This window comes from Parasphingorhabdus sp., from assembly GCF_036964675.1.
Taxonomy (GTDB): Bacteria; Pseudomonadota; Alphaproteobacteria; order Sphingomonadales; family Sphingomonadaceae; genus Parasphingorhabdus.
Genome location: NZ_JBALTF010000039.1, coordinates 1 through 25,771 on the forward strand (window position 1 = coordinate 1; position 25,771 = coordinate 25,771).

Annotated in this window: 24 protein-coding genes and 1 pseudogene; 13 read left to right on the forward strand and 12 right to left on the reverse strand. The window is 54.7% G+C overall.

Annotated features, from left to right (window positions below; translation table 11 throughout):
• Positions 1-450: IS6 family transposase (locus V7665_RS08375; protein ID WP_335664080.1), on the forward strand; the 450-nt coding region annotated here is incomplete at its 5' end.
• A gap of 266 nt (positions 451-716) precedes the next feature.
• Here the strand turns inward: V7665_RS08375 and hemA are convergent.
• The 3 genes and pseudogenes from hemA to V7665_RS13930 all read right to left on the reverse strand — a co-directional run.
• Positions 717-1,937: a 5-aminolevulinate synthase gene (gene hemA / locus V7665_RS08380; protein ID WP_335664081.1), complete on the reverse strand. Its 1,221-nt coding sequence runs from the start codon at positions 1,935-1,937 to the stop codon at positions 717-719.
• Between the two features lie 15 nt (positions 1,938-1,952).
• A complete protein-coding gene (locus tag V7665_RS13925; protein ID WP_442955200.1) occupies positions 1,953-2,171 on the reverse strand; it encodes a DUF3623 family protein in 219 nt (72 codons plus the stop codon).
• A gap of 65 nt (positions 2,172-2,236) precedes the next feature.
• Positions 2,237-2,407, reverse strand: a pseudogene (locus V7665_RS13930) (ATP-binding protein); the annotation flags it as partial.
• A gap of 430 nt (positions 2,408-2,837) precedes the next feature.
• On the opposite strand from V7665_RS13930, the gene V7665_RS08390 reads away from it, so the two are divergent.
• Both V7665_RS08390 and V7665_RS08395 read left to right on the forward strand, forming a co-directional pair.
• Entirely contained in the window at positions 2,838-3,950 is a 1,113-nt protein-coding gene (locus tag V7665_RS08390; protein ID WP_335664083.1) for an amidoligase family protein, read from the forward strand.
• A 33-nt stretch (positions 3,951-3,983) separates the two neighbouring features.
• Positions 3,984-4,430: a hypothetical protein gene (locus V7665_RS08395; protein WP_335664084.1), complete on the forward strand. Its 447-nt coding sequence runs from the start codon at positions 3,984-3,986 to the stop codon at positions 4,428-4,430.
• A 520-nt stretch (positions 4,431-4,950) separates the two neighbouring features.
• Here V7665_RS08395 and V7665_RS08400 read toward each other — a convergent pair.
• From V7665_RS08400 to V7665_RS08415, 4 genes are all read right to left on the reverse strand, one after another.
• On the reverse strand, positions 4,951-5,799 hold the full coding sequence (locus V7665_RS08400) for a hypothetical protein (RefSeq protein WP_335664085.1): 849 nt from the start codon (positions 5,797-5,799) through the stop codon (positions 4,951-4,953).
• A 52-nt stretch (positions 5,800-5,851) separates the two neighbouring features.
• Entirely contained in the window at positions 5,852-6,559 is a 708-nt protein-coding gene (locus V7665_RS08405) for a hypothetical protein (protein ID WP_335664086.1), read from the reverse strand.
• Between the two features lie 276 nt (positions 6,560-6,835).
• Positions 6,836-7,237 carry an AI-2E family transporter gene (locus tag V7665_RS08410; protein WP_335664101.1) on the reverse strand — a complete coding sequence of 134 codons (402 nt, stop codon included), beginning with the start codon at positions 7,235-7,237 and terminating at the stop codon, positions 6,836-6,838.
• 139 nt (positions 7,238-7,376) lie between these two features.
• On the reverse strand, positions 7,377-8,534 hold the full coding sequence (locus tag V7665_RS08415; protein WP_335664087.1) for a L,D-transpeptidase family protein: 1,158 nt from the start codon (positions 8,532-8,534) through the stop codon (positions 7,377-7,379).
• Between the two features lie 87 nt (positions 8,535-8,621).
• Between V7665_RS08415 and V7665_RS08420 the strand changes: the two genes are divergently transcribed.
• Positions 8,622-9,263, forward strand: a complete 642-nt coding sequence (locus tag V7665_RS08420) for a murein L,D-transpeptidase catalytic domain family protein (protein WP_335664088.1) — start codon at positions 8,622-8,624, stop codon at positions 9,261-9,263.
• 106 nt (positions 9,264-9,369) lie between these two features.
• On the opposite strand, the gene ppsA is transcribed toward V7665_RS08420, so the two are convergent.
• Positions 9,370-11,787: a phosphoenolpyruvate synthase gene (gene ppsA / locus V7665_RS08425; RefSeq protein ID WP_335664089.1), complete on the reverse strand. Its 2,418-nt coding sequence runs from the start codon at positions 11,785-11,787 to the stop codon at positions 9,370-9,372.
• Positions 11,788-11,986: 199 nt separating this feature from the next.
• Between ppsA and V7665_RS08430 the strand changes: the two genes are divergently transcribed.
• The 6 genes from V7665_RS08430 (at position 11,987) to V7665_RS08455 (ending at position 19,305) form a co-directional block, all read left to right on the forward strand.
• Positions 11,987-12,991 (forward strand): zinc-dependent alcohol dehydrogenase family protein, encoded by a 1,005-nt coding sequence (locus V7665_RS08430; RefSeq protein WP_442955201.1) that lies wholly within the window; start codon positions 11,987-11,989, stop codon positions 12,989-12,991.
• A gap of 88 nt (positions 12,992-13,079) precedes the next feature.
• Entirely contained in the window at positions 13,080-13,523 is a 444-nt protein-coding gene (locus V7665_RS08435) for a host attachment protein (protein WP_335664090.1), read from the forward strand.
• A complete protein-coding gene (locus V7665_RS08440) occupies positions 13,523-14,266 on the forward strand; it encodes an ABC transporter ATP-binding protein (protein ID WP_335664091.1) in 744 nt (247 codons plus the stop codon). The genes V7665_RS08435 and V7665_RS08440 overlap by 1 nt, the downstream gene beginning before the upstream one ends.
• Complete coding sequence (locus tag V7665_RS08445) at positions 14,260-16,644, forward strand: ABC transporter permease (protein ID WP_335664092.1); 2,385 nt, start codon at positions 14,260-14,262, stop codon at positions 16,642-16,644. The genes V7665_RS08440 and V7665_RS08445 overlap by 7 nt, the downstream gene beginning before the upstream one ends.
• A 4-nt stretch (positions 16,645-16,648) precedes the next feature.
• Positions 16,649-17,869: an efflux RND transporter periplasmic adaptor subunit gene (locus V7665_RS08450; protein WP_335664093.1), complete on the forward strand. Its 1,221-nt coding sequence runs from the start codon at positions 16,649-16,651 to the stop codon at positions 17,867-17,869.
• Positions 17,870-18,006: 137 nt separating this feature from the next.
• Positions 18,007-19,305 carry an acetyl-CoA hydrolase/transferase family protein gene (locus tag V7665_RS08455; RefSeq protein WP_335664094.1) on the forward strand — a complete coding sequence of 433 codons (1,299 nt, stop codon included), beginning with the start codon at positions 18,007-18,009 and terminating at the stop codon, positions 19,303-19,305.
• 57 nt (positions 19,306-19,362) lie between these two features.
• Here the strand turns inward: V7665_RS08455 and V7665_RS08460 are convergent, their stop codons facing one another.
• Entirely contained in the window at positions 19,363-19,773 is a 411-nt protein-coding gene (locus V7665_RS08460; RefSeq protein ID WP_335664095.1) for a hypothetical protein, read from the reverse strand.
• 111 nt (positions 19,774-19,884) lie between these two features.
• Here V7665_RS08460 and lptB point away from each other — a divergent pair, with 111 nt between their 5' ends.
• The 3 genes from lptB to V7665_RS08475 all read left to right on the forward strand — a co-directional run bounded on the left by lptB (position 19,885) and on the right by V7665_RS08475 (position 23,197).
• Positions 19,885-20,673, forward strand: a complete 789-nt coding sequence (gene lptB, locus V7665_RS08465; RefSeq protein WP_335664096.1) for an LPS export ABC transporter ATP-binding protein — start codon at positions 19,885-19,887, stop codon at positions 20,671-20,673.
• A 129-nt stretch (positions 20,674-20,802) separates the two neighbouring features.
• A complete protein-coding gene (locus V7665_RS08470; RefSeq protein WP_335664097.1) occupies positions 20,803-21,615 on the forward strand; it encodes a universal stress protein in 813 nt (270 codons plus the stop codon).
• A gap of 34 nt (positions 21,616-21,649) precedes the next feature.
• The gene (locus V7665_RS08475) at positions 21,650-23,197 is read left to right on the forward strand and encodes an MBL fold metallo-hydrolase (RefSeq protein ID WP_335664098.1); all 1,548 of its coding nucleotides are present in this window, start codon (positions 21,650-21,652) and stop codon (positions 23,195-23,197) included.
• Between the two features lie 10 nt (positions 23,198-23,207).
• On the opposite strand, the gene V7665_RS08480 is transcribed toward V7665_RS08475, so the two are convergent.
• The 3 genes from V7665_RS08480 to V7665_RS08485 form a co-directional block, all read right to left on the reverse strand.
• A complete protein-coding gene (locus V7665_RS08480; RefSeq protein ID WP_335664099.1) occupies positions 23,208-24,035 on the reverse strand; it encodes a universal stress protein in 828 nt (275 codons plus the stop codon).
• Positions 24,036-24,145: 110 nt separating this feature from the next.
• Complete coding sequence (locus V7665_RS13935) at positions 24,146-24,334, reverse strand: Hsp20 family protein (protein WP_442955202.1); 189 nt, start codon at positions 24,332-24,334, stop codon at positions 24,146-24,148.
• A gap of 365 nt (positions 24,335-24,699) precedes the next feature.
• On the reverse strand, positions 24,700-25,771 hold a 1,072-nt coding region (locus V7665_RS08485; protein ID WP_335664100.1), incomplete at its 5' end, for a hypothetical protein.

The window sequence follows — 25,771 nt, forward strand, 5'->3', positions numbered from 1 at the left end:
GTCATTTGCGGAAAGCGGCATTGGCTATGGCGAGCCGTCGACAATGAAGGAACGGTCCTGGACTTTCTTGTTCAATCCCGTCGCAATACCAAAGCCGCAAAAAAGCTCATGAAGAGCCTTCTCAAGAAACAGAAGATGTCGCCCACCTTAATCGTCACAGACAAGCTGCGATCATATCATGCAGCGTTTCGAGAGCTGCGCCTTACGGCTGAACATATCGACAACAAACGCGCCAACAACCGAGCAGAAAACGCTCACCAGCCAGTGCGAAGGCGGGAGCGAAAGATGCAGCGGTTCAAATCTCCAGGATCTGCCCAACGCTTCCTCAACGTCCACGCTTCAACCTACAACCATTTCGACCTTCAACGCCATCTTATCAATCGACCCTTGTTCAAGAAATTACGAGCTGGTGCGTTCAGCGGTTGGAAAGCTGCGGCCCTGAATGCCTGATCATAAAACCAAAACCAATCTTGCGTCTTGACCAAGTTAATGTGACAATGCCCCTGCCCCTCCACCAAGACCCCGTAGCTAAGCCTAACCTGAATGATAGTGCCTCAAGATGACGAAGTTCAGCAAGCCTTTTGCTGCGCTCAGCCTTGGCAACCAAAACGCGCCGATGCCATTGCCTATTTGAAAAATCCCAGCTGATCCAGACCGAGACCAGACAAAAAAAGGCCGGGGATTTCCCGGCCTTTTTTTTGAAAGTTGCTTCGACCTTACGCAGCCATCTCCCGCCGCGCCAATTCGCATTGCGACCAGATTTCAGTGAGCGCGGTGATCAATCGGTCGATGTCGCCGTCGCTATGCACTGGTGAGGGCGTGATCCGCAGCCGCTCTGTCCCGCGCGGCACCGTCGGATAGTTGATTGGCTGCACATAAATGCCGTGATTGTCCATCAGCCAGTCGCTGATGAATTTGCACTTATGCGCATCACCCACCATCACCGGAATGATATGGCTTGGGTTCGGCAGGTGGGGGATCCCCATGCGATCGAGCGCACCGCGTACCTTTGCGACGCGTTCCTTTTGCATGTCGCGCTCGACATTGCTTTGCTTGAGATGCTTGATGCTGGCACAGGCACCGGCGGCAACCGCTGGCGGGATTGCCGTGGTGAAGATGAAGCCGCTGGCGAATGTGCGGATATAGTCGCACAGGTCTTTGGATGCAGCGATATAGCCGCCCATCACGCCAAAGGCTTTGCCGAGCGTGCCTTCGATGACCGTGATCCGGTCCATCAGGCCTTCCTGCTCCGCCACGCCGCCGCCGCGCGGACCATAGAGACCGACAGCATGGACTTCATCAATATAGCTCATCGCACCATGTTTCTCACAGACATCGAGAATTTCTGCGATCGGCGCGATATCGCCATCCATCGAATAGACGCTTTCGAAAGCGACCAGCTTGGGTAGGTCGGGATCGAGCGCGCTCAGCTTGCGATCCAGATCTTCCGGTGAATTATGCTCGAAAACAACGCATTTTGCGCGGCTGTGTCTGATCCCTTCGATCATCGAGGCATGATTGAGGGCATCCGATAGCACCACGCAATTTGGGATGCGCGATGCCAAAGTGCCGAGCGCCGCCCAGTTGGAAACATAGCCGGACGTGAAAATCAGCGCATCTTCCTTATGATGCAGATCGGCCAATTCATTTTCGAGCAGGACATGATGATGGTTGGTACCCGAAATATTGCGCGTTCCCCCTGCCCCGGCGCCGCATTCGTCGATCACCCGGTGCATTGCCTCGGCAACCTTGGGATGCTGGCCCATGCCAAGATAATCGTTCGAGCACCAAACGGTGACTTCGGTTGTGCCGTCTTCGACATAGCGGGTGGCATGGGGATAGGAACCGGCCTTGCGTTCGATCTCGGTGAACACCCGATAGCGGCCCTCTTCGCGGACAGCATCCAGTTCGCTACTAAAAAATGCCTCAAAATCCATGCCCAAACTCCCTTTTCAAATTTCTTTGCGTTCTGTTGGTTCGCCCAGGGCCCATTGCCAGAGACGGGAATCGCGAAACGGTATCGCGAGAAAAAAATGTTCCAGTGCTGCCAGCAAGGACAGGCAGCAGAGCAGCCCGGCCTGCACGGTTTCGTGCGCGGTAGATGCTGTTACTGCGAACCAGGCGAAATAGCCAGCCAGAGCGATGATAGCCAGCGTTGAAATGACCAGCATCGGCCGGAGATGCCTTGGACCGAAATATGTTTTGAGATAGCCAAGATGCGCTGGCAGCAATCCACCGCCCTGATCGGCGGCAGCGTGGCGGCCAGCGCCCTTGCAGCCGTTGATTTGCCCGTCCCGCGATCGCCGAAGATCATCACGCCGCCAATACGGGCATCCACCGCTGCCACCAGCAGCGCCAGCTTCATCTCTTCCTGACCGACAATTGCACTAAAAGGAAAACCGCTCATTGCAGTGTCTTATCATAAGCTTTGGCGGCTGCAAGTAGAGTTGGTAGCGAATAGTGGAACTGTTGTTATGCATGCTAGGCGGTTCATTATATGGTCGGACCAAATTGGTGCCTTGTCGGTCCCAACCTATGCCGCCGTCGAGAAACTCAATATTGTCAAACAATCCGTTTGCCCGTCAATCCAGATCAACGGCAAGCTCGGCATCAAACATTATTATTCAATTGCTTTATCGTGCTAATCGGTCAAGCTGAAGACAGGCAAAAAGATATCCCTGTGACCTCCATTCAGCTGCTTAATGCCGGGATAATAGTAGATGGTGAACCAATCTTGATCTTAGACGCCCGCCCATATCTTATCATTTTTTTCGCACGGCTGCGTTGCTCGGCGCGTCGACCCAAAGCGCTAGGCAACGGTTGATATGGTCATTGAGGTGAACTGGAAAACCGGCTTTGAGGTCGAACTGATAGCTCCGCTCGGCAAATCACGAGAAAGTCTCGCCCGCACTCTGGCCCACAAGCACCATGGAAGGGTTCAACGATTCTTCCATCCGCAATCGGAACCAAGCAAGGTTCCCGGACGACCCACTTTTGAAAATCTGACATTGGGTTTTCATTGGCTCGATGCCGACGGTCAGAATATTGCCAGTTTTGTCGATGATCTCACTCTTCAGGCTGACTTCAAAAAACAGACAGCGGCAAAGCCGGGCTGGTATCGGATTATCGCTGACGATGCCCGCCTCTTGCGTTTGGTCATCCGCCATTGCGAGGCAGCCCTTTCCGCTGAAGATGTGCTAAAACCGCTGACTGAGCTTTTCGGTACGGAGCTTTTACCCCATGAATCGGGCATGTACCGCGCGGTGGATGATCGCGGCGTTTCGGTCGCCATCTGCGCGCCCTTGCCTGGCGAACGCGAACGACCTTGCGAAATTGTCACGGCTCCCATCGTAACGGGCCACCACGGAAAACTGTCACTATTACTCGATGAAGCCAGGGTGCAAAATTTCGCTGTTCCGGTCGAGGGCGCAACTCATGTGCATTTCGATGCCACCGCCCTTTGCTCCGCTCCCGTTATCGCCAAGCTGGTTTCAACATTCTCGAGATTTGGTGCAGAATTGAAGCAGCTGGTGGGTGTGAATGCAGATTGTGTCCGGTTGGGATCCTGGCCGGATTCGCTCCTGGAAATGACCGCCAGTGAAAAATTTCAAGCGCTGCACTGGCCTGCGGCCAGAGAAGCAATGGCGGCTCTGTCGCTGTCAAAATATTGTGATTATAATCTGCTAAATATCGCAAATGATAACAAACTGAAACACACGTTTGAAGTCAGGGTTTTGCCAGCCACATTGGACTCCAATCAAATCCTGCGGGCTACCAGCCTGTTTGAAGCAGTGTTGGCGTGGTGCTGCTCTTCCGCCGGGCAACACGAAATATTACCCGAAACATTGCCTATATTATTGGAACAGCTGCCCTGTTCCGCATCAACCACGCAGCACTGGCAACAGCAAATCGCTGCACGAAATAGATTGGCAATTGGACCTTTGGAATAATAGAAATCATGCTTCAGAAACGGGGGATTTAAATTGCTGAAATATAGAAAGAATACGCGATCCAAATGCCTTGCCGCAGGTTTGCTTTTCACCACAGCTCTGTCCACCATCGCGCTGCCGTCTCCGGCCTTTGCACAATATTCTGTTGATCAGGCATTTGATGCATATGCTTGGTCCGGATATAATTTTTGCGATGCAAAAATGGTCGGCATGCTCTGGAATCAGGGTGTTTCGGAAGGCAAAACAATCATCGGCAACAAGATATTAAACGGCATCAGCGACGATATTCCCCTTATCCTGCGAGACAGCCGCGCAGCGAATAATGCCTGCACTTGGCAAGATACAGGCTATGATTATGATGATGCTGTCGCTTTGGCCAGAATATGGAATTTGGGCAGCGTTGCAGATGCAAAATGGACCGTGGCTTTGAAAATGACCAATGGAAATTCCTATTTTGTCGAACGGGCATTGGGTCGCTAACCAACAAGTCTCTTGGCGGGTGCATCCAATTGATCCCGGGGCTTGAGACGGACGTCGTTATAGAAACGCTCTTACCATAAACCGGTTCATCGGCACCGGGTGCCGTCGCTGCTTATTTAACGCCCCATGTCGGGACTGGCGTCATCAGCGCGAAACTCGCATTCCAATATATTCATTTCCAGGTCAACCGGATCAGGCAGAGCCGGCCGCTCGGACAAGATGTTTCCCGTGTTCCGGCACTGATTGATCGCCGTGCTCAAAGCGCAGTCCATGTCGTTCCCGTCGAACTATCTGGAACCAGTCAGGATGTCATGCAGACACGCCAGCTAGCGCAATAAGTGGATGTTCTCGCAGGGCGAAGCATATTGAGCATCATAGATTGAGTATCCAGCTTGAGCCGCTACGCTAGCGAGGACGATAGATGCGGCATCACTCCCGCTGACCAGTATTTTCATCATTCCACCATCTCAAGGACCGTCTCCGGCAGAATAGCGGAAAGTCGATAATCGCCATCGCCGAATTATTTGTTGAACGCTGCCCCCGTCCAGGTCAGATAGTTCGGGCTTTTATTGGTTGTCCCCCCCATCACCATCTGACCATTCGGTGCCAGCCTGCCGGTGTAGATTGTGCCGGTGCCTTGACGGCGAAAACTGATCTGCCCGTTGCTTGTGCCTTGATAAAAGACCGTGTCCGTGGTTTGAGATTGGTTGCGGCTGTCGATATAAACGGCATCGTAAGCGGTGGTTCCGGGGCGTTTTTGCCATACCGCATCGAGCAACACACCATTTGCCAAACGCTCGACAATCGCCCAGTTTTGGTTGGGGTTATAGCCGGTCTGGGTGGGACCGGAACGCGGTGTCGTAGTCTGGTAGCCAGGCGATTGGGATGTGGTTGCCGGAGCGGCTCCCGCACCCAGCAAGCCGAGCAGGAAATCACGCACACCATTGCTTTTCTTCGGCGGCGCGGCGGGAACGATGCCCTGGCCTTGTGGGGGATATCCCTGGCCAGTGGTCGGAGGATAGCCCGCATTGGGATTCTGGGGGTAGACCGGTGCGGCATTCTGTCCATAACCCGAAGCGTTGGGCGATCCCGCAAAGGCACGAGAATCCGCACCTGCCTGTCGGTTGCAATCCATGGTACCAGGGTTCGGATTATAGAGGCATGATTGGAAGCCGACACCGACCCTGGTGAGCTGCTGTTTGGTCGGATTGGACGGGGTTGAATGACAAGCAGAGCAAGACAAGCCTGTATCCCTCGCGAAACTGACATTGGCTGCCACCGGTGCAGGCCTGACAAAGCTGAGACTAAATGCGAAAGCCAGTGCTGATCCAGCTATTGTGATGGTCAAGAGTTTTGGTGCTTTTTTCATTTTCGCCTGTCCTGTTCTGCTATCAACATCTCAATATTACGGCCCTCCGATTTTAAAAAATCGATGCGGTCCATCGGTCAGTCGGACCAGCATCTGGCCCAGCAACCGTGCCTTCATATATATGATTTCCATCGGCGGTCGGGGTGCCGGAGAACCGCGTTTGCAACCGCGGGCTGTAGAAGCTTGCAACACCGTTGCGATATCCTTCGTAGGTCATCACATCTTCAAGATAATTGCCATCAACATACCAGACCACATCAACCTGGTTGGAATTTGGCCGAAATGTCCAGATCAGTTCGCCCGACTTGCCAGTAGAATCGGTAAGTTTCACCAACCAGATAAAGCTATGGTTGAAACTTGCTGGCGCGCCTTGCGGTCTGTAATTTCCTTGCGACTGCCCGGAGTATCCATAGTTTTGCGGAGCTTGCTGCTGGACAACTTGCGGGGGTTGCTGATTGAGGGCGCAGTTCAGTTGATATCCGCATTGTGCATATTTCTGACCAAAACCATTCAGGCTGGCCCCGTTAGGCGCGACGCCCTGAACATGACAGGAATCGCAGGCATAGCCAGTCGCCGATGCATAATTGCTATTGGCTTGCACTGCAGCAGGCAGAATGAAGCTAAACGAAAACACCAAGGCGACGAGACCAAATAGTCCGGCTATAATTGTCTTGCGGTCAAAATTCATATTGCCCCCTTCCCCAAAGGAAATAATAATATAGCCGAAAAATTCGGCAGCGCTACGCAAATAAAATTTCAATGCCCGGTGCCAAAGCGAACCAGAGCAAACCCACTGTTATTGTTATATGCGCTCCATGAGCGGATCTTCGCCGCACAATAGCAATCGTCCCCGTCTGATTTGTTAAGCAGAAAATGTCAACTTATTAAGGAGATAGTCTGCCCGGGGTCAAAACCGCGACAATGGCAGCGCCAAGGCTTCAGGGAAAAATATGGGAGAAACGTCCCTGACAAAGACGCCACTGACACGCCTCTCACCCATTAACCTGGCCAGCCTCTGTCATCCGCTGACGCGCGATCAACAGCAGGCTTTGTGACACGTCAACAATAACCGGCCCGCGAACAATCCCAAGGGTCCGCACAGCGTCTGTCCTCCGAGTATCGCGACGAATGAAACCGCCGAATGGAGACGCAGACGGCGACCCACCAGAATGGGGTAGATGACATTATCGATCAGCCCGACGGCAACCGTGCCCCATGCCACCAATATTACCGCTGATAACAGATCGCCACCGATGGCAAGAATGATCGCCGTCGGCACCCAGATCACAAACGCGCCGAGAAAGGGTACGATTGCGAACAATCCCATGATGAAGCCCCAGAAAAATGGTGAAGGCAGGCGGAAAGGCTGGGCGAACGCACCATTGTTTCGAGACGAACCTGAAGCGGCGTGAATAGCAACCTCAACATGATCGACCAGACTATCGCGGGTACAAACGGAGCGGCGTTAAAATAGCAGAGCACCAAAACTGCAGCGACACTGGCAATCAACTTGACCTTGGATGCAGTCGGCCGAAATCTTCCGGAAACGCTTTTTCCGGGCTGGTCACCGAATATGTCTATACGGCACAGGTGGTGGACGCATCATTCTGAGCGAGTTCCAGACGATCCCTTTTGTAGACGTCAGGAAAATAACGGACGGTTCCATCTTCCGCTCCTTCTGCTGTAAAATAGGCGATGTAGATCGGGATCGCCTTTGTCAGCGTCAATTTTGTGGTTTTCCGGCTGGCCAATATATCGTCAACCTGCTGTTCCGTCGCCGATCCCTCAAGCAATGTTTTCGCCAGATCAATGGCACCGCCGACCCGGACACAGCCATGGCTGAAGGTCCGTACGGGTTCAGAAAACAGGTTCTTGTTCGGCGTGTCATGCAAATAGACGCTATAGGGGTTTGGCATCACCAGTTTCATCTGTCCGAGCGCATTACCTGGTCCGGGACGCTGCCGGTAGCGACCATTTTGAACGACATACCCTTTTCGCCGCGCCGTTGCCGGATGGTTGCGCACCAGCGCTCCAATGCTCTCCGCGACGATTGATGTCGGAATTTCCCACCAGGGGTTCAGAATCACACCGCTCACCGTGGCTTCAAAAATCGGCGTCGGCGACTTGGTCTTGCCAACGATGTTCGGCCAAGTTTTGACCTTTGTGTCATTTTCCCACAGAGTCACCTCGAAACTGGCAGAGTTCACCAGCAGATATTTTTCACCCATCACCAGCCGCATCCAGCGCCATCGTTCCAGATTCACCGCCAATATGGCGCGTTTCTCTTCATCCGTTTCGCTGGCATAGGCTTCGCGCAGCGCCCGATAATGGGGATTGCGTGGCCGCAGCGCGTCAAAATATGAGGCAAGGTCATTGCCAACCAGTGCCTTCAGCAGCAATTGTTGCGTATCAATATAGCGGTCATCGGAACTGATCCGCCATTTCGCCCGAACCGATGCCGGAGAACATCCCTCGAGATAAGCCATCATCAACTCGTTCGCTGCGACCGAAGCGAGGCGCGATCGGCGATAGGGATCGCTGGCGGAGTTCGGCTGGCTAAAATTGGTAATGGGACAGCTTTCCAGACCCTCGGATGCGCGCGCATCCACCAATTGCTGCAATTGTGTTATTTGTGATTCGGTCCAGATCAGATGGTTTTCAGTGTGATCTTCGGTCTGTGCTGCGGCAGAGGCTGAAAACAGGAACCCGCCCAGAATTGCTAAAAATATTCTCATCTGCTCCCTCTTCAGTCTATTTGCAGGCCGGGCAATAAGTATAGATACTTAATCCTGGGTACAGGAAAAATCTGCTATAGGCGAAGCATGAAAAGAAGAAATTTTATCACCGCCGGTCTGCTGGGCATCACCGGTGCCGCTTATGGCATTGGTTCTCGGTTACAGGCCGCCAGCAAGATTGCGACGCCATTGCCGGCACGTCCGAAGATCACGCCGCCGCCCGGTCCGCCCACTTTGATCGACCGCGCCAAGGCGGCATTGGCGACTCATGAATCATCCTTATTGCACACCGACAGGATCGGAATTGCCGACTATTCGCTGCATAGCGCCAAGGAGCGTTTTCATATTGTCGACCTGGCCAACGGGACGACCCAGTCCTTTCTGGTTGCGCATGGCAAGGGCTCGGATCTCAGGCATACTGGCTGGCTGCAGGAATTTTCCAATGTGCCGGGATCCGAAGCATCTTCGGGCGGCAGCTATATGACAAGCGAGACTTATGTCGGGAAGCACGGTACATCCCGGCGCCTGAAAGGCCTCGACCCCAGCAATGACATGGCCGAGCCGCGCGCGATCGTGATCCACGGCGCTTGGTATGCGGAACCGGATATGATTGACGCACACGGTAAACTCGGACGCAGTCAGGGCTGTTTTGCCTTTTCCGAGAGCGATCTGGGAATAATTTTGGAAAAACTGGGTCCGGGCCGCCTGCTCTATGCAGACAAAGCATAGACGACGAGCCTGCTGACATCAGGGCTGCTCCTGCCTGCATTGTAAGTTGAACAAATTCGCTCGCACTGGCGGATGGCCTTTGCCGATATGCTGGGTGAACAAAGATCTACCGATCGGTTTTACCGCGCGCTGAAAGTCTTTGCATCACTCCCAAAACGCTGTCCGGACTCAGGCTGATGCTGTCGATTTGCTTTTCAACCAGCCAGTCCGCGAAACCCGGCCGGTCCGATGGAGCCTGACCGCATATCCCGCATTTCACCCCGGCTCGGTGCGCACCGGCAATCGCCCGTTCGATCATCAATGTCACCGCCTCATCTTCCTCATCAAAATCACTTGCGAGAATTTCGGAGTCCCGGTCCACTCCCAGAACCAGCTGGGTCAGATCATTGGAACCAATCGAAATACCATCAAACAGTTTCGCGAATTTGTCGATCAGCACGACATTGCTTGGAATCTCGCACATCATATATATTTGCAGGCCATTCCGGCCCTGTTTCAGGCCGCTATCTGCCATCACGGCAATGACCTTGCGCGCCTCCTCCAACCGTCTGCAAAACGGAATCATGACAATCACGTTGGACAGACCCATGACATCGCGGACACGCTGAAGCGCCTGGCATTCCAGTTCAAAAGCCATCTGATAGGCCGGATGAATATAACGCGCCGCACCCCGAAATCCGATCATCGGATTATTCTCTTTTTCCTCGAAATCGATCCCGCCGAGCAGTGAGGCATATTCATTGCTCTTGAAGTCCGATGTTCTGACGATCACCGGACGCGGATAAAAGGCGGCGGCGATCGTGGCAATACCCTCGGCCAGACGAGTGACGAAATAGTCTGCACCGTCGGAATATCCGGTCGTCAGCTTGTCCAGTTGACGCTTTACCTTTGGATCTCTCACGCGCTCCGGTTGCAGCAAGGCCATCGGATGCGCCTTGATCTCATGGGCAATGATAAACTCCATCCGCGTCAGACCGACGCCTGCAACAGGAAGTTTGGCGGCTTTGAACGCCGCCGAGGGATTGGCAATATTGACCATCAGTTCGACGTCCGCTGTATCCAGCGCGCTCACATCAACCGTGTCGATCGAAAATGGCACTTTGCCCTCGAGGATACGTCCGGTCATGCCTCCCGAACAATCGACGGTAATATCCTGACCGTCCGCAACCAGACTGCGCATTCCGGACACGCCGACGACAACAGGTATGCCGAGTTCCCGTGCGACGATTGCCGCATGGCAGGTCCGTCCGCCATGTTCGGTGACGATCGCCGCCGCCCGCTTCATCGCTGGCTCCCAGTCCGGGGTGGTCGCTTCAGCGATGATGATGTCCCCGGCGGTCACCTGCTCAAGATCCTCGGCGCTTTGTATGATGCGGACGGGGCCGGAGCCAATCCGGTCACCGACCGCCTGACCTTCCGCAATCACTCTGGCCGCTCCGTTCAGACTATATTGGGTTAGCAAGCCTGTGTCGGCGGACGCGTGTATCGTTTCCGGTCGCGCCTGCACAATATAGAGCGCGCCATCCGGCCCGTCCTTGGCCCATTCAATGTCCATCGGCGTCGGACGCCCGTGCAATTTGCTGTAATGTGCCTCAATTGTGACCGCCTGCTTGGCCAGCGCAAGGATTTCCGGGTCGGTCAGGCTTGGCCTGGACCGGTCGGCAACCGGAACCTTGCGCCACAAAGTCGCTTCTCCGCTGTTACCGCGCGCATAGACAAGCTTCGTCTCCTTGCCGCCAATCCGATGCCGGATGACCTGATCAAAGCCCAGTTTCAGCGTAGGCTTGTGGACCAGAAACTCGTCAGGGTCGGCGACCCCCTGGACGATCGCTTCGCCCAGCCCCCACAGGCTGCTGATCATCACCACACCCTGATTTCCGCTTTCGGTATCGAGGGTAAAAATGACTCCGGACGATGCCTTGTCTGCCCGTATCATGCGCTGAACACCGACCGAAAGCGCCACATCACGGTGAGCAAAGCCATTGTTTATCCGGTAGGAAATAGCGCGCTGTGTGAACAGGGATGCAAAGCATTTGCGCACGGCCTCGACAAGCGCATCGGCACCTCGAACATTAAGAAATGTCTCATGTTGTCCGGCAAAGGACGCATCCGGCAAATCTTCTGCCGTAGCGCTGCTGCGCACGGCGACGGCGGAGTTGCGGCCATGATCCCTGCACAGGACACGATAAGCTTCTCGAATGACGTGCTCCAACCCGTCGGGGAGGGACGCCGTGGCAACAAGCTCGCGGAGCCGGCCTGACATCGGCCCAGCCATTTCCAGGTCATTCCAGTCGGTCTGGCTGAGGATATGATCCATATCCGGCCAGAGGTCATTGCTGCTCAGCAGATCGCGGTAAGCCTGCGCCGTTACGGCGAAGCTCTCGGGCACTTTAATGCTGCCGGAAAGGGCGTTCGCCAGTTCGCCCAGCGACGCGTTTTTTCCGCCGACTTCCGCCAGATCGCCCATGTTAATTTCGGCGAGCCAGCGAATATAACATGGCTCCTGGTCGGGCTTTCTGGTCATAATGATTCCATTCCCTGCGGTGATCACATCGGATTTGCTATAGCGGCTGATCAAGCGCCATTTTCGGAGCCTGCCGGCTCTTTGTCGTTACGTAATTATTCGTAAGGCCCGCTGCCCGGATAGGGATAGTTACGGGTTTTCAGCCTGCAGGCTTAGTCTAGGATATTGTCGGAAATCCCGACCCAATCACCTCAGGACAATGATGGATCTGCCCAGAACATTTCAAGCGATGCAACTCGATCGGCCCGGTGCTCGGCTCAGCTTGGTCGAGCGACAAATGCCGGCGATCCAGCCGGATGAAATGCTGATCGCGGTTCTGGCTTGTGGCGTTTGCCGGACCGACCTGCATATCCTTGATGGCGAAATCCCCGAGGCCCGTTATCCGATCGTGCCGGGTCATGAAGTAGTGGGGAAAATTCTGGCCATGGGAGCCGAGGTTGACGGCTTCACCGTCGGTGACCGGGTCGGCGTCCCCTGGCTAGGACATAGTTGCGGTGCGTGCCCCTTTTGTCTGACCGAACAGGAGAATCTGTGCGATCGACCCGAATTTACCGGCTGCACAAGGGACGGTGGATATGCAGACTATATTGTCGCCAATGCCCAATTTTGTTTTCCGATCCCGCCCCGTTTTTCAGATGCGGAAGCCGCGCCGCTGCTCTGTGCCGGGCTGATCGGATGGCGGGCGCTGCGCATGGCCGGCGAAGCCAGAAAAATCGGCTTCTACGGCTTTGGCGCCGCCGCGCATATCCTGACGCAAATCGCCGTCTGGCAAGGCCGGGAGGTTTATGCGTTCACCAAGTCGGACGATATTGCCGGGCAGAATTTCGCTCGGGAACTGGGATGTATCTGGGCGGGCGGTTCCGACACGCAACCCCCTGTCCTATTGGATGCCGCGATCATCTTTGCACCGGTGGGTTCGCTGGTTCCTGCAGCCCTGAAGGCAGTTCGCAAGGGCGGTCGCGTAATCTGTGCCGGTATCCACATGAGCGATATCCCCAGCTTTCCTTATGCTGATCTATGGGGTGAGCGGGCCATCCTTTCTGTAGCCAATCTTACACGAACCGACGGAACCGAGTTTCTCGATGCAGCGGACAGGTCGGGAATCACACCCACGGTCGAAATTTTCAAACTGACCGATGCAAATGAAGCTTTGCGGAGGCTTCGCCAAGGCAGCCTCAAAGGCGCTGCCGTCCTGACCCCCTGATATCACTGGATCAGTAACAATACCTATCGCCCATGAACTCCGCCCATCCTAGAAAGCCTGCAGGAAATTAACACAACGGGAGAGTAGAATGCTGGTGCGTAAAGATAGCAAGGTTATCGCGGTTGATGGTTCACGCATGGCCATGTTCGTAAATGTCGGAGAAGCCTTTGCACCGGTGCTGGAACTCATCGAGGAACATAAAAATCCATCGCTGCGCACTTCAGAGCTCGGTACGGACAAGCCGGGGCGGAGCTTTCAAAGCAAGTCTCCAAGCCGCGGAGCCTATGAACTGACCGATTTGCAGCAACAGGAAGAGGACCGGTTCGCAATCGATGTGGCCCAAAGAATCGAGAAAATTGTGGCAGAAAAAAAAGCGGGCGTTGTCTTGGTTGCCGCGCCGCGCGCACTGGGCGTTATCCGGAAACATCTGAACACCGAAACAAGCGCGCAATTGCTTGCCGAAATTCCGAAAGATTTTGGATCAGATGATGCAGAAGCACTCGCAAAAATGCTCGCCAAACATGAAGCCTGATGGGCCCGCCGGCAACCGTTCAGAAATATGATCAAGACAACGACGCGCTTTATTCTGTTCGGGGCCTGACAAAAGTCTACGGTGAAGGCCCGACCGCCGTCCACGCGCTGCGCGGCGTGGACCTTGATCTGCCGAAATCGGCGATGGTCGTTCTGCTCGGGGCTAGCGGATCGGGGAAATCAACCTTTCTCAACATTATCGGCGGACTGGATGATGCTACTGCCGGTCAGGTGTTTTTCGAAGGCAGGGAACTCACCGCACTGGGACCATCCCAGCTAACCGAATATCGCCGCAATTCGGTCAGTTTCGTGTTCCAGTTTTACAATCTGGTCGCGTCGCTGACGGCGCGCGAGAATGTCGCGCTGATCACCGAAATTGCGGAAGATCCGATGACGCCCCAGGAAGCACTGGAAATGGTTGGTCTGGGCAATCGCCTCGATCACTTCCCGTCCCAATTGTCCGGCGGCGAACAGCAGCGGGTGGCCATTGCCCGCGCCATTGCGAAGCGGCCCAAGGTGATGCTGTGCGATGAACCCACCGGCGCGCTCGACAGCCAGACCGGCGTGAAAGTGCTGGAGGCGCTGGATCAGGTCAATCGCGAACTCGGCACGACAACGCTGCTGATCACCCATAATGTGGTGATCGCCGATATGGCCGACCGGCTGCTGCGCTTTGCCGATGGTGCGCTGGTCGAGGATCGCAAAAACCCTAACCGCGTCGCACCAGCAGAGCTCAAATGGTAGTGCTCCCCGCATGGCTGGACTCGCTCGACCGCAAATTGTTGCGCGACATCTGGCGGCTGCGCACGCAGGCGCTGGCGATCGCGCTGGTAATCGCGGCAGGCATCGGAATGGTGGTCATGTCCGTAGGCATGATCCGGTCGCTCGAGGCCAGTCGCGACACTTATTATGACCACTACCGATTTGCCGATATCGTCGGATCGGCGAAGCGCTTTCCCTCCCGACTGGTGGATGATGTCCGGGCTATCGAGGGCGTCAGCATTGTCGAGGGACGGCTGACCGCCGGGGCGACGCTTGATGTACCGGGAATCTCCGAACCGATCACTGCCAAGGTGCACTCTCTGCCACCTTCCGGGATGCCTAGGGTTAATGCGTTGGTTTTGCGAAGTGGCCGGATACCCGATCCTGCCCGGCCGGAGGAAGTACTCATCAACGAGAAATTCAGCGAGGCGGCGCGCGTTGCTCCGGGGGACAGTATCGACGCCGTCCTCTATGGCAAAAAAACAGCACTGCGCGTCGTCGGCACCGCGCTGTCTCCGGAATATGTCTATGCGCTTGGCCCGGGGCAGATTTTCCCGGACAATCGCCGCTTCGGCATATTGTGGATGGGCGAGGAACATCTCGCGGCCGCGCTCAATTCAACCAACGCCTATAACGAGGTCCTGATCCGGCTGGAGCGCGGTGCCAATGCGCGCAAGGTGATTGACCGGCTCGATATTCTGCTGGAGCCTTATGGCGGTACCGGGGCGATCCCCAGATCCGAACAGCTGTCGGATCGTTTTCTGTCCAACGAACTTAGAGAATTGCAATCGATGACCGCCATATTGCCACCGATTTTTCTCGGGGTCGCGGCTTTCCTGATCAATATTGTGCTGACCAGACTGGTCGAATCGGAACGTGAGATTATCGGGTTGCTCACTGCATTTGGCTATCGAAACCGCAAGATAGTCTGGCATTATACCAAGCTGGCATTGGTGCTGTCCTTCCCCGGCCTGATCCTTGGATTGATTTTTGGCAGCTGGATGGGCCGCGGTCTGGCCGGGATTTATCAGGAGTTTTTCGTATTTCCAGTCCTGACCTACCGCGCCGGGGCCGACGTCATCCTGGCATCCTGTTTTGTCGCGGTGGCGGTGGTGATGCTCGGCGCAGCACAGACCGTCCGGCGGATTGGCAAGCTGACCGCTGCGGAAGCCATGCGACCGCCGATCCCGCCCAATTATTCAGGCGGCGTCGCGCGGCTGATAGCCAAGCTTAAAAAACTGGACGAACCGACCAGGATTATCTTGCGTGGCATCGTTCGCCGGCCCTTGCGCTCCATGCTCGGGTCGCTGGGGGTTGGAGCCGCGCTGGGGCTCTATATAACCTCTGCGGGAACTACCGACAATGTTGGCCTGATGATCGACCTATTGTTCAATCAGGCCAACCGATCGGACATGAATATCATATTCGCCGAGCCCCGGGACGAGCGCGCCATTTTTGAGCTGCAGCGAATACCGGGAGTGATGCGGGTCGAGCCCGTTCGCTATGTTCCGGCCAAACTGACATCCGGGACACGGTCAAAATCGGAGAGTCTGACCGGCATGAAACCCGGCGGTGATCTGAACCGGCTGGTCGATATGGATATTGGCCTGATAGCGCCGCCCGTGCGCGGAGTGATGATTTCACAAGGCCTGTCCAACGAACTGGATCTGCAGCCGGGCGATCCGCTCCATATCCAGGTGACCAATGGCAAGCGACCCGGTTTCACCCTACCGGTCACCCGCATATTGCGTAGCCCTGTGGCTAGCCCGGCCTATATAGACTTTGAACTGATCGGACCGTTGCTGCGCGAAGCACCTTTATCATCCGGCGCCTTTATCAGCGTCGATCCGGCGCAGATCGATGCGGTATATCGGCGATTGAAGAACATGCCGGGCATTGCCGGATTTTCCGGGCGGGATGCAGCGCTGCGCGGGATTAATGACTCGATCGGAGAAACCATGGGCATCATTCAGGTTTTCAACACGGCATTTTCGGCGCTGATCGTGTTTGGGGTGGTGTATAATAATGCCCGGATCAACCTGGCCGAACGGGCGCGCGATCTCGTGTCGCTCCGGGTGCTGGGCTATCGTCGGGGCGAGGTATCATACATCCTGCTCGGCGAATTGGCGCTACTGGTTATTGCCGGCCTGCCCATCGGCATATTTTTCGGCTATTTGCTATCGAAATATCTCAGCGAGACCATCGGCGGTGACCTGTTCATCATCCCGTTCGGGCTTTCCGCCGCTACGGTGGCGTTCGCGATCTTGGTTGTTCTGCTGACTGCCGCAATTTCAGCCCTGTTTGTGCGTTCGCGACTGGACCGGCTCAATCTCGTCACTGTATTGAAAACCAGGGAGTAAGGCGATGGCGACAAAACATCTCAACCGGCTCGGCCCGCGGCTCTTGATCGGCCTTATCTTCGTCGTTCTGGCACTCGCGATGTTTTTTGCCTTGCGCTCTCCGCCGATTGATGTGGACGTCGCAGCGGCGACCAAGGGACCGATGCTGGTGACGATCAACGATGAGGGCGAAACCCGGGTCCGCGACATGTTTGTCATATCAGCACCGATCAATGGCCGGTTGATGCGGATCAATCTTGATGCCGGGGATTCCGTGTTCGCCGGTAAAACGGTCGTGGCCCGGATCTTGCCTGCGCAGCCGGATTTTCTCAATGCGCGCAACGAGGCAGAAACACGGGCCCAGATACAATCGCTTGAAGCCGCCATACAATCTTCGGCAGCCCGGATCGCTCAGGCTGAGGCGGACCGCAAATTGGCTGCTGCCAATTTCGCACGGATCGATGCGCTGTACGGACGCGGTTTCGCCACCAAGACGGCACAGGATGCGGCCCGTGCTGCACGCGACAGCAGCGCTGCCCGATTGACTGAAGCGCGCGGCGCAGCGGAATCAGCCCGGTTCGAACTCCGCGCGACGCGGGCACGATTGATGGCCCCATCCACCAACACCACTGGGGGCGAAATCCTGTCGGTATATTCCCCGGAAAGCGGATCGGTGCTGCGCCTTACCCATGAAAGCGAAACACCGATTAGCGCCGGTACGCCAGTCGTCGAGATTGGAAATCCGGCAGACATAGAAATTGTCACCGACCTGCTCTCCAGCGATGCGGTAAAAATCAAGCCGGGCAGCCGGGTATTGATCGAGAATTGGGGTGGCGACAAACCACTCACCGGCAAGGTGCAACGGATCGAGCCGTTTGGCTTCACCAAGATTTCGGCACTGGGCGTGGAAGAACAGCGGGTGAATGTCATCATTGATTTCGCCGATCCGCTAGCCGCACGACAGCGTCTCGGCCATGGCTATCGGGTCATCGTCAAGGTTGTCGAATGGCAAGGAAAGGATGTTGTGCAGGCACCGATCAGCGCTCTGTTCAGGGACAAGGGCCAGTGGTCGGTCTTTGTCAAACGCGACGGCAAGGCAGGACTGGTGCCGGTCAAGATTGGCCGGATGAATGACGAGCGTGCACAAATATTGGCAGGCCTCAAAGCGGGTGAAGAAGTCATTCTCCACCCTAGCGAAAAGATACAAGACGGAACCCGTATCAGATTGCGGGAGGATGGGTCGTAAGATCAAATTCCAGCAGCATCAACGTTGCGTCACCAGAACAGGAAAGACTGGTGCTGCCTCTTGACTCCGACAGCATTTATCCGGTCTGTCTCTGACTGACCTTTCCACAAGCTTTCCTTCCACCCGAGGCATTGGCAATGACGCATATTGACGAATATCGCTCCCGGATCATGACCGCCGCTCAGGCGATGCAAGGATTAAAATCCGGATCGCATATTGCGATGGGCATGGCGACTGCGGAGCCGCCAGCATTGCTCGGCGCGCTGGCCGATATGGCAGAAAATGGCACCGTAGACGATCTCAAGCTATGGTATTTTCATTCAATGGATCATGCCGGTGAGACGGTATTGCGGCCTGACCTGCTCGGCCGTATCCGCCCGCGCTGCATGTTTCTCAGTGCCATTGAACGGAAATTGCTCAGCGCGCAGGAGTCCGGCACGAAAAGCCCGATCGAATTTGTCCCGGTCGCCTTTAGCGATTCCCCCCAGCTATTTGCGGAGCAGGTCTCTCTCGACCTTTTTGTGACGACCGTGTCGCCGATGGACAAGCATGGCTGGTTCACCTTTGGCACCAGCAACGACTATTCCACCGCCGCCGCGCGCAGCGCAAAAAAACTGGTGGTCGAGGTCAACCCGAATATGCCACGCGTGTTCGGCGCCTCTCTGCTGCATATTTCGGAAGTCGATGCGATTGTTGAAAATCGCATGCCGCTGACCGAGGTTCACGCACCCGATACGTCCCCGGAAGAAGCAAAGGTTGCTGCCAACATCGCTGACATGATCGACGACAGAGCCTGTCTGCAAATGGGCATTGGCGCGCTTCCCGGCGCGGTTTGCGCCTTGCTGCAAGATCGCCGCGATCTCGGCATCCATACAGAGTTGATGACCCCTGCCCTGGCTGGCCTCATTCAATGTGGCGCGGTCACCAATCAGGCCAAGACCACCTATCGGGGCCTTAGCGTCTTCACCTTCGCCATGGGCGACAAGGCATTTTACGATTTTCTCGATGACAATCCGGCAATCCACAGCGCCCCGGTGAATATCGTCAATGACCCTAGGCATATTGCGAAAAACAAGAATGTCGTGTCGGTCAATGCGACACTGCAGATCGATCTTGGTGGCGCATGCAATTCGGAACATCTGATGGGCCATCAATATAGCGGCTCGGGCGGTCAGCTCGACTTTGTCCGCGGCGCGACCGCGTCAAAAGGCGGCAAATCGATCATCGCCTGCCAGTCCACGGCTCGCAACGGCACTGTTTCGCGCGTGGTCCCCAGGTTGGACGGGCCGGTAACAACCCCGCGCAACGACACGCATATCGTGGTGACCGAATATGGCTGGACCGATCTTAAAGGAAAATCGCTAAACCAGCGTGCCGATGCGCTGATTGGTCTGGCGCATCCCAAGTTCCGGGATGAACTGGCCAACGGATTGTGAGAACGGCTCGCCTGCGATTGACCGCCGGCTAAACAGGGGTCGAAACGCCGTCAGGTCTTATCGATTGGCCTTTGCCTGACCATAGCCCTGAATTGCTGGAAACAGCGCAAAAGCAATTTGAGCGCCAAGACCAATACGATTTTCCGGCAAATCAAATGTCAGGAAAAAATCGGTCACCCGCCCCGCTTGCAACAGCACTGCAATCAGAATCTCGCCCGTCAGCAGACAGGCAAATGCGACAGTCCCCATCAGCAACCGTCCATATATGTCAGACGGGATTTCCAATTTTCTGGTCAGCAACAGGCAGAGATACCAGGCAAAAATCAGCATCAGCGGAATCTCGATCAGAACCGCCATCACTGGTCCCGTGTAAGACACCAGAAAGAAGCTGCGCAATGCGCCCAGCATGAATCCCATCGCAAATACGCCAAGGAAATAGAAAATTCCGGCTTTCAGGACATTGATCATGAACGATGACTAGGTCAGCGCGCAGCGATCGGAATATACGTAAACTCCCTGATATTGTTGCGGCCAATTGACTTTTAACGTGCTAGGTTTCCGATCAGGGCGATGCGATCATTGAAGCATATCATTCTTCCGACTTTGCCGCATTTCGTGGAACCAGCGGCGCTGGAAAACACCGGTCTTTCGGTGGTTTCGATCAACAAGAAATTTGGCAAAAAAATGGTCCTGCGAGATGTTTCGATCGAAGTCCGGCCGGCAGAGGTTGTCGGATTGCTCGGCCGCGACGGCGCAGGCAAGACTGTTACCTTCTATTCGATACTCGGATTGTTGCGGGTAAACTCCGGCCATATTTTTCTCGATGGTGACGATATAACCAAACTGCCTCTGGACCAACGCGCCCTTCGCGGCCTCGGATATTTGCCGCAAGAATCCTCTATTTTCCGCGGCTTGACAGTAGAACAAAATATAATGACCGTACTCGAACTGTTCGAACGAGATCCGGCTTCAAGAGCGCAGAAGCTGGATAGTCTTCTGGATGAATTTCATATTGATTATGTCCGCCATGTTCCGGCGCGTGCCCTGTCGGGCGGCGAAAGACGCCGTTGTGAAATTGCCCGTGCAATGGCAGCAAATCCTACAATCATGCTGTTCGACGAGCCCTTTGCCGGAATTGACCCGCTTTCGGTCAGAGATATCAAGGCGATGATAGCAAATTTGGAAAGCCATGATGTTGGCATATTGATTACCGATCAGAACGTGCGGGAGATGATCGATCTGCTGGACAGAGTCTATGTCCTGCACGAAGGCCGGATCGTATTTAACGGCACGCCAGGCGCTATGCTGGACGACAAGATCGTACGCCATTTATACCTCGGGGAGGAATTTCATACCGCGACTAGGTAACTCTACGGATGGCTTGCCGATAGCGTTTCCTGCATCCCTAAAAACATTGATGTTGCGAATGATTTCAGACGGACAAGCTGGTTTTCCGGACGACTTCGCGGGGAATATTTTCAAACTGGGAGAGACAATATGAAATCCGTGCTTCTTTATGTGAATGACGATTCCGGACTCGATGCCCGGTATCAGGCAGCACTGGATCTCACCCGTGCGCTGGAGGGGCATCTTCATTGCCTGCGCCCCAATCCCTACAGGCCACAAATGGCTTTCGACGGCGTTACCGGCATGTCGGTCATGTACGACATCAGCAAATATGCGCAGGAAGCCGATACACTGCTGAAGGCGGAAATCGAAAAACGGCTGGCTGGCGAAGACGTGCCGTGGGATTATCAAGAAGCCAATGCGGAAGCCGCCAGAGGGCTGTCACGAAACTCGGCGTTGACCGACCTGATGGTGCTCAGTTCGTGTAGCGGTGTGAAAGACAACACCCTGCCCCTCGGCATTTTGGGTGACGTGATTTTCAACACCAATGTTCCGGTTGTCGTCCAGCCGGACAGCGTCCAGAAATTCGAGGCCGCCGGCCCGGTGGTGGTCGCCTGGAATGGCAGTTTTGAGTCAGGAAATGCCCTTCGCGCAACAGTGCCTCTGCTCAAGCTGGCTAGCGATGTTCACATCGTCGTCGTCGAGGAAGACAAGGACCACGACCTGCCGCCTCTGGACGCATCCGAATATCTATCCAGACATGGAATAAAGTCGAAGATTCACGATCTTGCAGCCGACAGATCCTCCGTGCAGGCAGTCCTGCTATCCACCGTCGATACACTGAAGGCAAGTTACATGGTGATGGGTGCCTATGGCCACAGCCGGGCTCGCGAGTTTTTGTTCGGCGGCGTAACGAGAAGCCTTTTTCAGGATTGCCCGGTACCGCTGGTGGTCGCGCACTGATCTTGGAGAAATGAATTCCGAGAGGAAGAGTTAAATGAGTGGAGTAACTATAAAATTTCACGGTGCTGCGGGAACGGTCACTGGTTCCTGTTTTGAAGTAAAAGGTGCGGGCCAGACGATATTGGTCGATTGCGGAATGTTCCAGGGCACACGTTCGCTCGAAGCGCTAAATCATGAAAAGCTGCCCTTTGACCCGAAAATAATTGATGCGGTGCTGTTAACCCATGCGCATCTCGATCATAGCGGAAGGCTGGCTTATCTCTATGCCAGTGGATGCAAGGCCAAAACCTATTGCACGGCGCCAAGCGCTGATATTATCAAACCGCTTTTGCAGGATGCGGCCAAGTTGCAGGCTGCAGATGTCGAGCGCAGAAACCGCCGGGCCGACCGGGCAGGATTGCCGCCCTTCACACCGCTTTATGATGGCAAGGATATTGCGAAGCTGCACAAGAATGTCCGTAAGGTCTCCTATTGCGACGAAAACCAGCTCGACAATGGTGTATCTTTTCGGTTCTGGGATGCGCGACATATCGTCGGGTCGGCATCGATCGAAATCAATATCGCTGGCCAGCGGTTGCTGTTCTCCGGCGATGTCGGGCCTGGCCGATCGATCAATTGTACCGCTTCGGAAATCGGTGGCTATGACCATGTGATCTGCGAGTCCACTTATGGCGATCGAGATCGCGAGCTTATACTTGTCAGCGAGCGCCGCGAGACGCTGGCGCGGCATGTCGAGGAAGTGATCGCAGCGGGTGGCAATGTGCTGATCCCGGCTTTTGCGCTGGAACGTACGCAGGCCATACTCGAAGATTTTGATGCATTGTTTGAGTCCAGGCGTCTCGCCCCGGTAAATGTGTTTCTTGATTCCCCGCTGGCCCAGAAAGTTACCATGGCGGTCATGCGCTACCGCGATAGCGGAACCGACATGTTGAAGCGGACCAATATCCGGTTCATCCAGAATACGGCGGAATCCAAGAAGCTTAATCGCATGACCGGGATTGTGATCATCGCGGGATCGGGCATGTGCGAAGGCGGCCGGATAAGGCATCATCTGATCCGTAACCTTCCCAACCGACAATCCCGGCTGTTGTTATCAGGCTTTCAGGTCGCCGGGACATTGGGGTCTGTGCTTAGGGATGGCGCGAAGCGCGTGCGCATTTCCGGCAATGATGTAATAGTGAAAGCGCAGGTTGCCATGCTTGACGGCTATTCCAACCATGCCGACCGTAGCGGACTGGTGGAATGGATCAAGGACCGCACACCGATCAGTGGATCGCTCTTTCTCGTCCACGGAGAACAGAGCGCGCTTGCGAGTCTCGCAGAGACCGTAGGAGCGATCCCGGACATGCCAGCCACAATCATTCCGGCACTAGGTGAAACTTGGGAGTTGCATAAAGCCAAGCTAGCAACCCTAATGTCTGCTGGCCGCCCTGACGCCACCGACCTGACCGCTTCGCGTGACTGGATTTCCAAACTCGCGGCGTTGCGCCAAGAGGTTGAAGAAAAATTATCCGCACAGCCGACAAATCAGGATCGGGAAAAAATGCTGGCCGCGCTCAAACGGGCGCTGGAAAGCGTATAATATACTAGGATTATTTCCGTTCGCAGACCATCAACACATCCTCGCTAACCCATCCCAGGACATGTTGCGCATTGCTGCCCAATGTTGTCCGGGGAAACCCGCTGCGACCATGGCTACCCAAAACCACAAGATCAGATTTGGTGGCGGTGATCTTCCGAGCCAGAACGGGACCCAGATCACCCTTCTCGACCGATCCATTCAGTCGTTCGAAAATCGTATCGGCGATTTGAGGTTTGGCCAGAAAACGGGACAATGCCGCCTGTTCTTTGGCCTTCACATCCTGCGCAACCTGTTCGGAACTCAACCACGCACTATGGGGTTCGTGATAGGCGTGAACCAGATGAAGCTGGGAGTCCGGGAATAGTTGGGCAGCCGTGTTCAATGCCTGCAACGCACAATCCGAAAAATCGGTGCCGACAAGGATATTTTTATAAGCAAGTTTAGGTCGGCATTTTACCATCAGCACCGGTACAGAACCATTTCTGATCAGGTGGTCAACAGGGCCACCCAGAATGATGTCGCCGATACTATCAAAACGCGCCACCCCGGTGATGATCAGGTTGCATTTTTTTGTCCTTGCCGTTTCAATGATGGCTGCGGCAACATCGCCGACCTTGACCGAAATTTCGACATCCACCTTGGCCTTGGGCAATTCCCGGCCCATTTTCTCCTCGATATCGCGAATTTTGATTGTGGGATCTTTCGCCTGACCAGATTCCAGAATATGGAGCAGGATTAATTTCGTTCGCCATTGCTGTGCCAGCATCAAAGCCCGGTCGAGCGGTCGATCGCAACGCGCCGACAGATCGGTCGCCAGAAGAATTGCTGTATCGCTCATCAGCCTGCTTCTACTTTCTGCTCGTTTATCGTGTCAGCCAAAATCGCGGGCCACCCTGTCTTTCCTCAGTTGGGGCGCGGGGAGGAAGAAAGCTGTGGCCCGCTATCCTGTCACGCTCCTTTAGCTGGCGTGAATCGGAATTTGCGTTTCTTTTGAATGTCTTTGGCACTTTTTCGAATATAGGCTACTAACAACCCATTCTTCATGTCGGCACTGATTTTCTCCGAGCCAATTCCATTCGGTAATTTTGTCGCCCGTTCAAAACCGCCACCGTGGCGATTCGGATTCAACTGGAACATTGAATTTTTTGTTCATCACCTCTCCCTCAGCGCGAGCTTCGAATCATTTTTGCTCCATGTATGGCAGAATAATATTTCCTAATTTCCAGCTGAATCCGTGGTGTTCCTTAAGTGAAAATACTGAAGTTCCGCATTGCTTTGGAGTTCAGGTTAATTAGCCGCTATCCTGTCGACTGTTGGTCAGGACATTTGATTTTCTAGAGCTAATATCCTGCAAGAATAGCCAAATTTTGCCGGAGATTTGATTGCCGTTAGCCCAGGATATGCTGTTCCGATTTGAGCAACTGTCGACCAACACAACAGGACTGAGCCTGTGACCCAAGCCCAAGCTATCAATGCCGGAGAAAAACTTGTCCTCAGATCCGCTAGTAAAGCTGGGCTTTTTTAAAATCCGCCGCCAGTTGGCGCACAAGATTCGGATCGGCGATCCACCTGCCCAGCACGTCGGTCGGTTCTGCGGTTTCCGGGAAACCGGAACGCTCGGCCAAAAGCCGCCAGGCTTTTCGCGCCTCCTCTTTTTCTCCCAGCATCGCCGACGACAAAATATAGCTTATCTCTAGTCCCAGCGCCGCACCCGGTATGGAATCCATATATTTTAATGACATTTCCTGAGCGCCTTTGGCATCTCCGCGCCGCAGTTTTTGAATTGCCACCGTGGCTGCGACCACCAAATCCGCGTTGGCATCCATTTGCATGGCTCTTATCGAATAGGCTTCGCCCTCCGGCATATCGCAGGCCAACATATAAATGCCCAGATAGCCCATGATTCGGGAATTTAGCGGATTGAGGCTGACAGCACGCTCACCCCATGACAAGCCTCTGCGACAATCGCCTTCAAAAAATGCGCTCTGCGCCACCGCAAATGTGGCCGAGGCGCTATCATTGTCAACTTTCGCGGCCCTCATCGCGAAATCCTCGCGCGAACCATCAATTGCATCGGAAAGGCCAAATTGTCGCGAAATATTTTTCGCAATCGCCAGCATGCTCATCAAATAGGAATCATGGGGAAATTGTTTGGCAGAGGCATCCATACATTTTAAAACGGGCTCCAAAAGCGCGGGATCGCGGTAACGCAGATATTGATGAAACTGAAGCAGGCACGGGTAGCCCGGGGTAAAATCGGCACGATATTTGGTCAACTCGTGCTGGGCAATTTTACCGTAGGGACCCGCAATATCAATCACTGCCCTTTCCAGATCGGCCTCCCGTTCTTGGTTGCTCGTCATATCAATTCTGCTCGACCAGACGACCTCTCTGGTGGTCCTGTCGACAAGGCGGAGCTGAACGTGATCGGCCGCATCATTCAGTTTCAAGGATTCGAGCAGATATCGCGATGGATTTTTCGGATCAAGATCTTCATTGTCCCCCGTCAGCGATCGATAGACAGATTGGGTTATTAAAATAGGAGAATGTTTTGGTATCATCGCAGTGACGTAA

Bases quoted from the DNA above. Each gene is read 5' to 3' on its own strand.
- hemA (WP_335664081.1), bottom strand. From the start codon at position 1,937: ATGGATTTTGAGGCATTTTTTAGTAGCGAACTGGATGCTGTCCGCGAA.
- V7665_RS13925 (WP_442955200.1), bottom strand. From the start codon at position 2,171: ATGCTGGTCATTTCAACGCTGGCTATCATCGCTCTGGCTGGCTATTTC.
- V7665_RS08400 (WP_335664085.1), bottom strand. From the start codon at position 5,799: ATGAAAAAAGCACCAAAACTCTTGACCATCACAATAGCTGGATCAGCA.
- V7665_RS08415 (WP_335664087.1), bottom strand. From the start codon at position 8,534: ATGAGAATATTTTTAGCAATTCTGGGCGGGTTCCTGTTTTCAGCCTCT.
- V7665_RS08420 (WP_335664088.1), top strand. From the start codon at position 8,622: ATGAAAAGAAGAAATTTTATCACCGCCGGTCTGCTGGGCATCACCGGT.
- ppsA (WP_335664089.1), bottom strand. From the start codon at position 11,787: ATGACCAGAAAGCCCGACCAGGAGCCATGTTATATTCGCTGGCTCGCC.
- V7665_RS08430 (WP_442955201.1), top strand. From the start codon at position 11,987: ATGATGGATCTGCCCAGAACATTTCAAGCGATGCAACTCGATCGGCCC.
- V7665_RS08435 (WP_335664090.1), top strand. From the start codon at position 13,080: ATGCTGGTGCGTAAAGATAGCAAGGTTATCGCGGTTGATGGTTCACGC.
- V7665_RS08440 (WP_335664091.1), top strand. From the start codon at position 13,523: ATGGGCCCGCCGGCAACCGTTCAGAAATATGATCAAGACAACGACGCG.
- V7665_RS08445 (WP_335664092.1), top strand. From the start codon at position 14,260: ATGGTAGTGCTCCCCGCATGGCTGGACTCGCTCGACCGCAAATTGTTG.
- V7665_RS08450 (WP_335664093.1), top strand. From the start codon at position 16,649: ATGGCGACAAAACATCTCAACCGGCTCGGCCCGCGGCTCTTGATCGGC.
- V7665_RS08455 (WP_335664094.1), top strand. From the start codon at position 18,007: ATGACGCATATTGACGAATATCGCTCCCGGATCATGACCGCCGCTCAG.
- V7665_RS08460 (WP_335664095.1), bottom strand. From the start codon at position 19,773: ATGATCAATGTCCTGAAAGCCGGAATTTTCTATTTCCTTGGCGTATTT.
- V7665_RS08470 (WP_335664097.1), top strand. From the start codon at position 20,803: ATGAAATCCGTGCTTCTTTATGTGAATGACGATTCCGGACTCGATGCC.
- V7665_RS08475 (WP_335664098.1), top strand. From the start codon at position 21,650: ATGAGTGGAGTAACTATAAAATTTCACGGTGCTGCGGGAACGGTCACT.
- V7665_RS08480 (WP_335664099.1), bottom strand. From the start codon at position 24,035: ATGAGCGATACAGCAATTCTTCTGGCGACCGATCTGTCGGCGCGTTGC.
- V7665_RS13935 (WP_442955202.1), bottom strand. From the start codon at position 24,334: ATGTTCCAGTTGAATCCGAATCGCCACGGTGGCGGTTTTGAACGGGCG.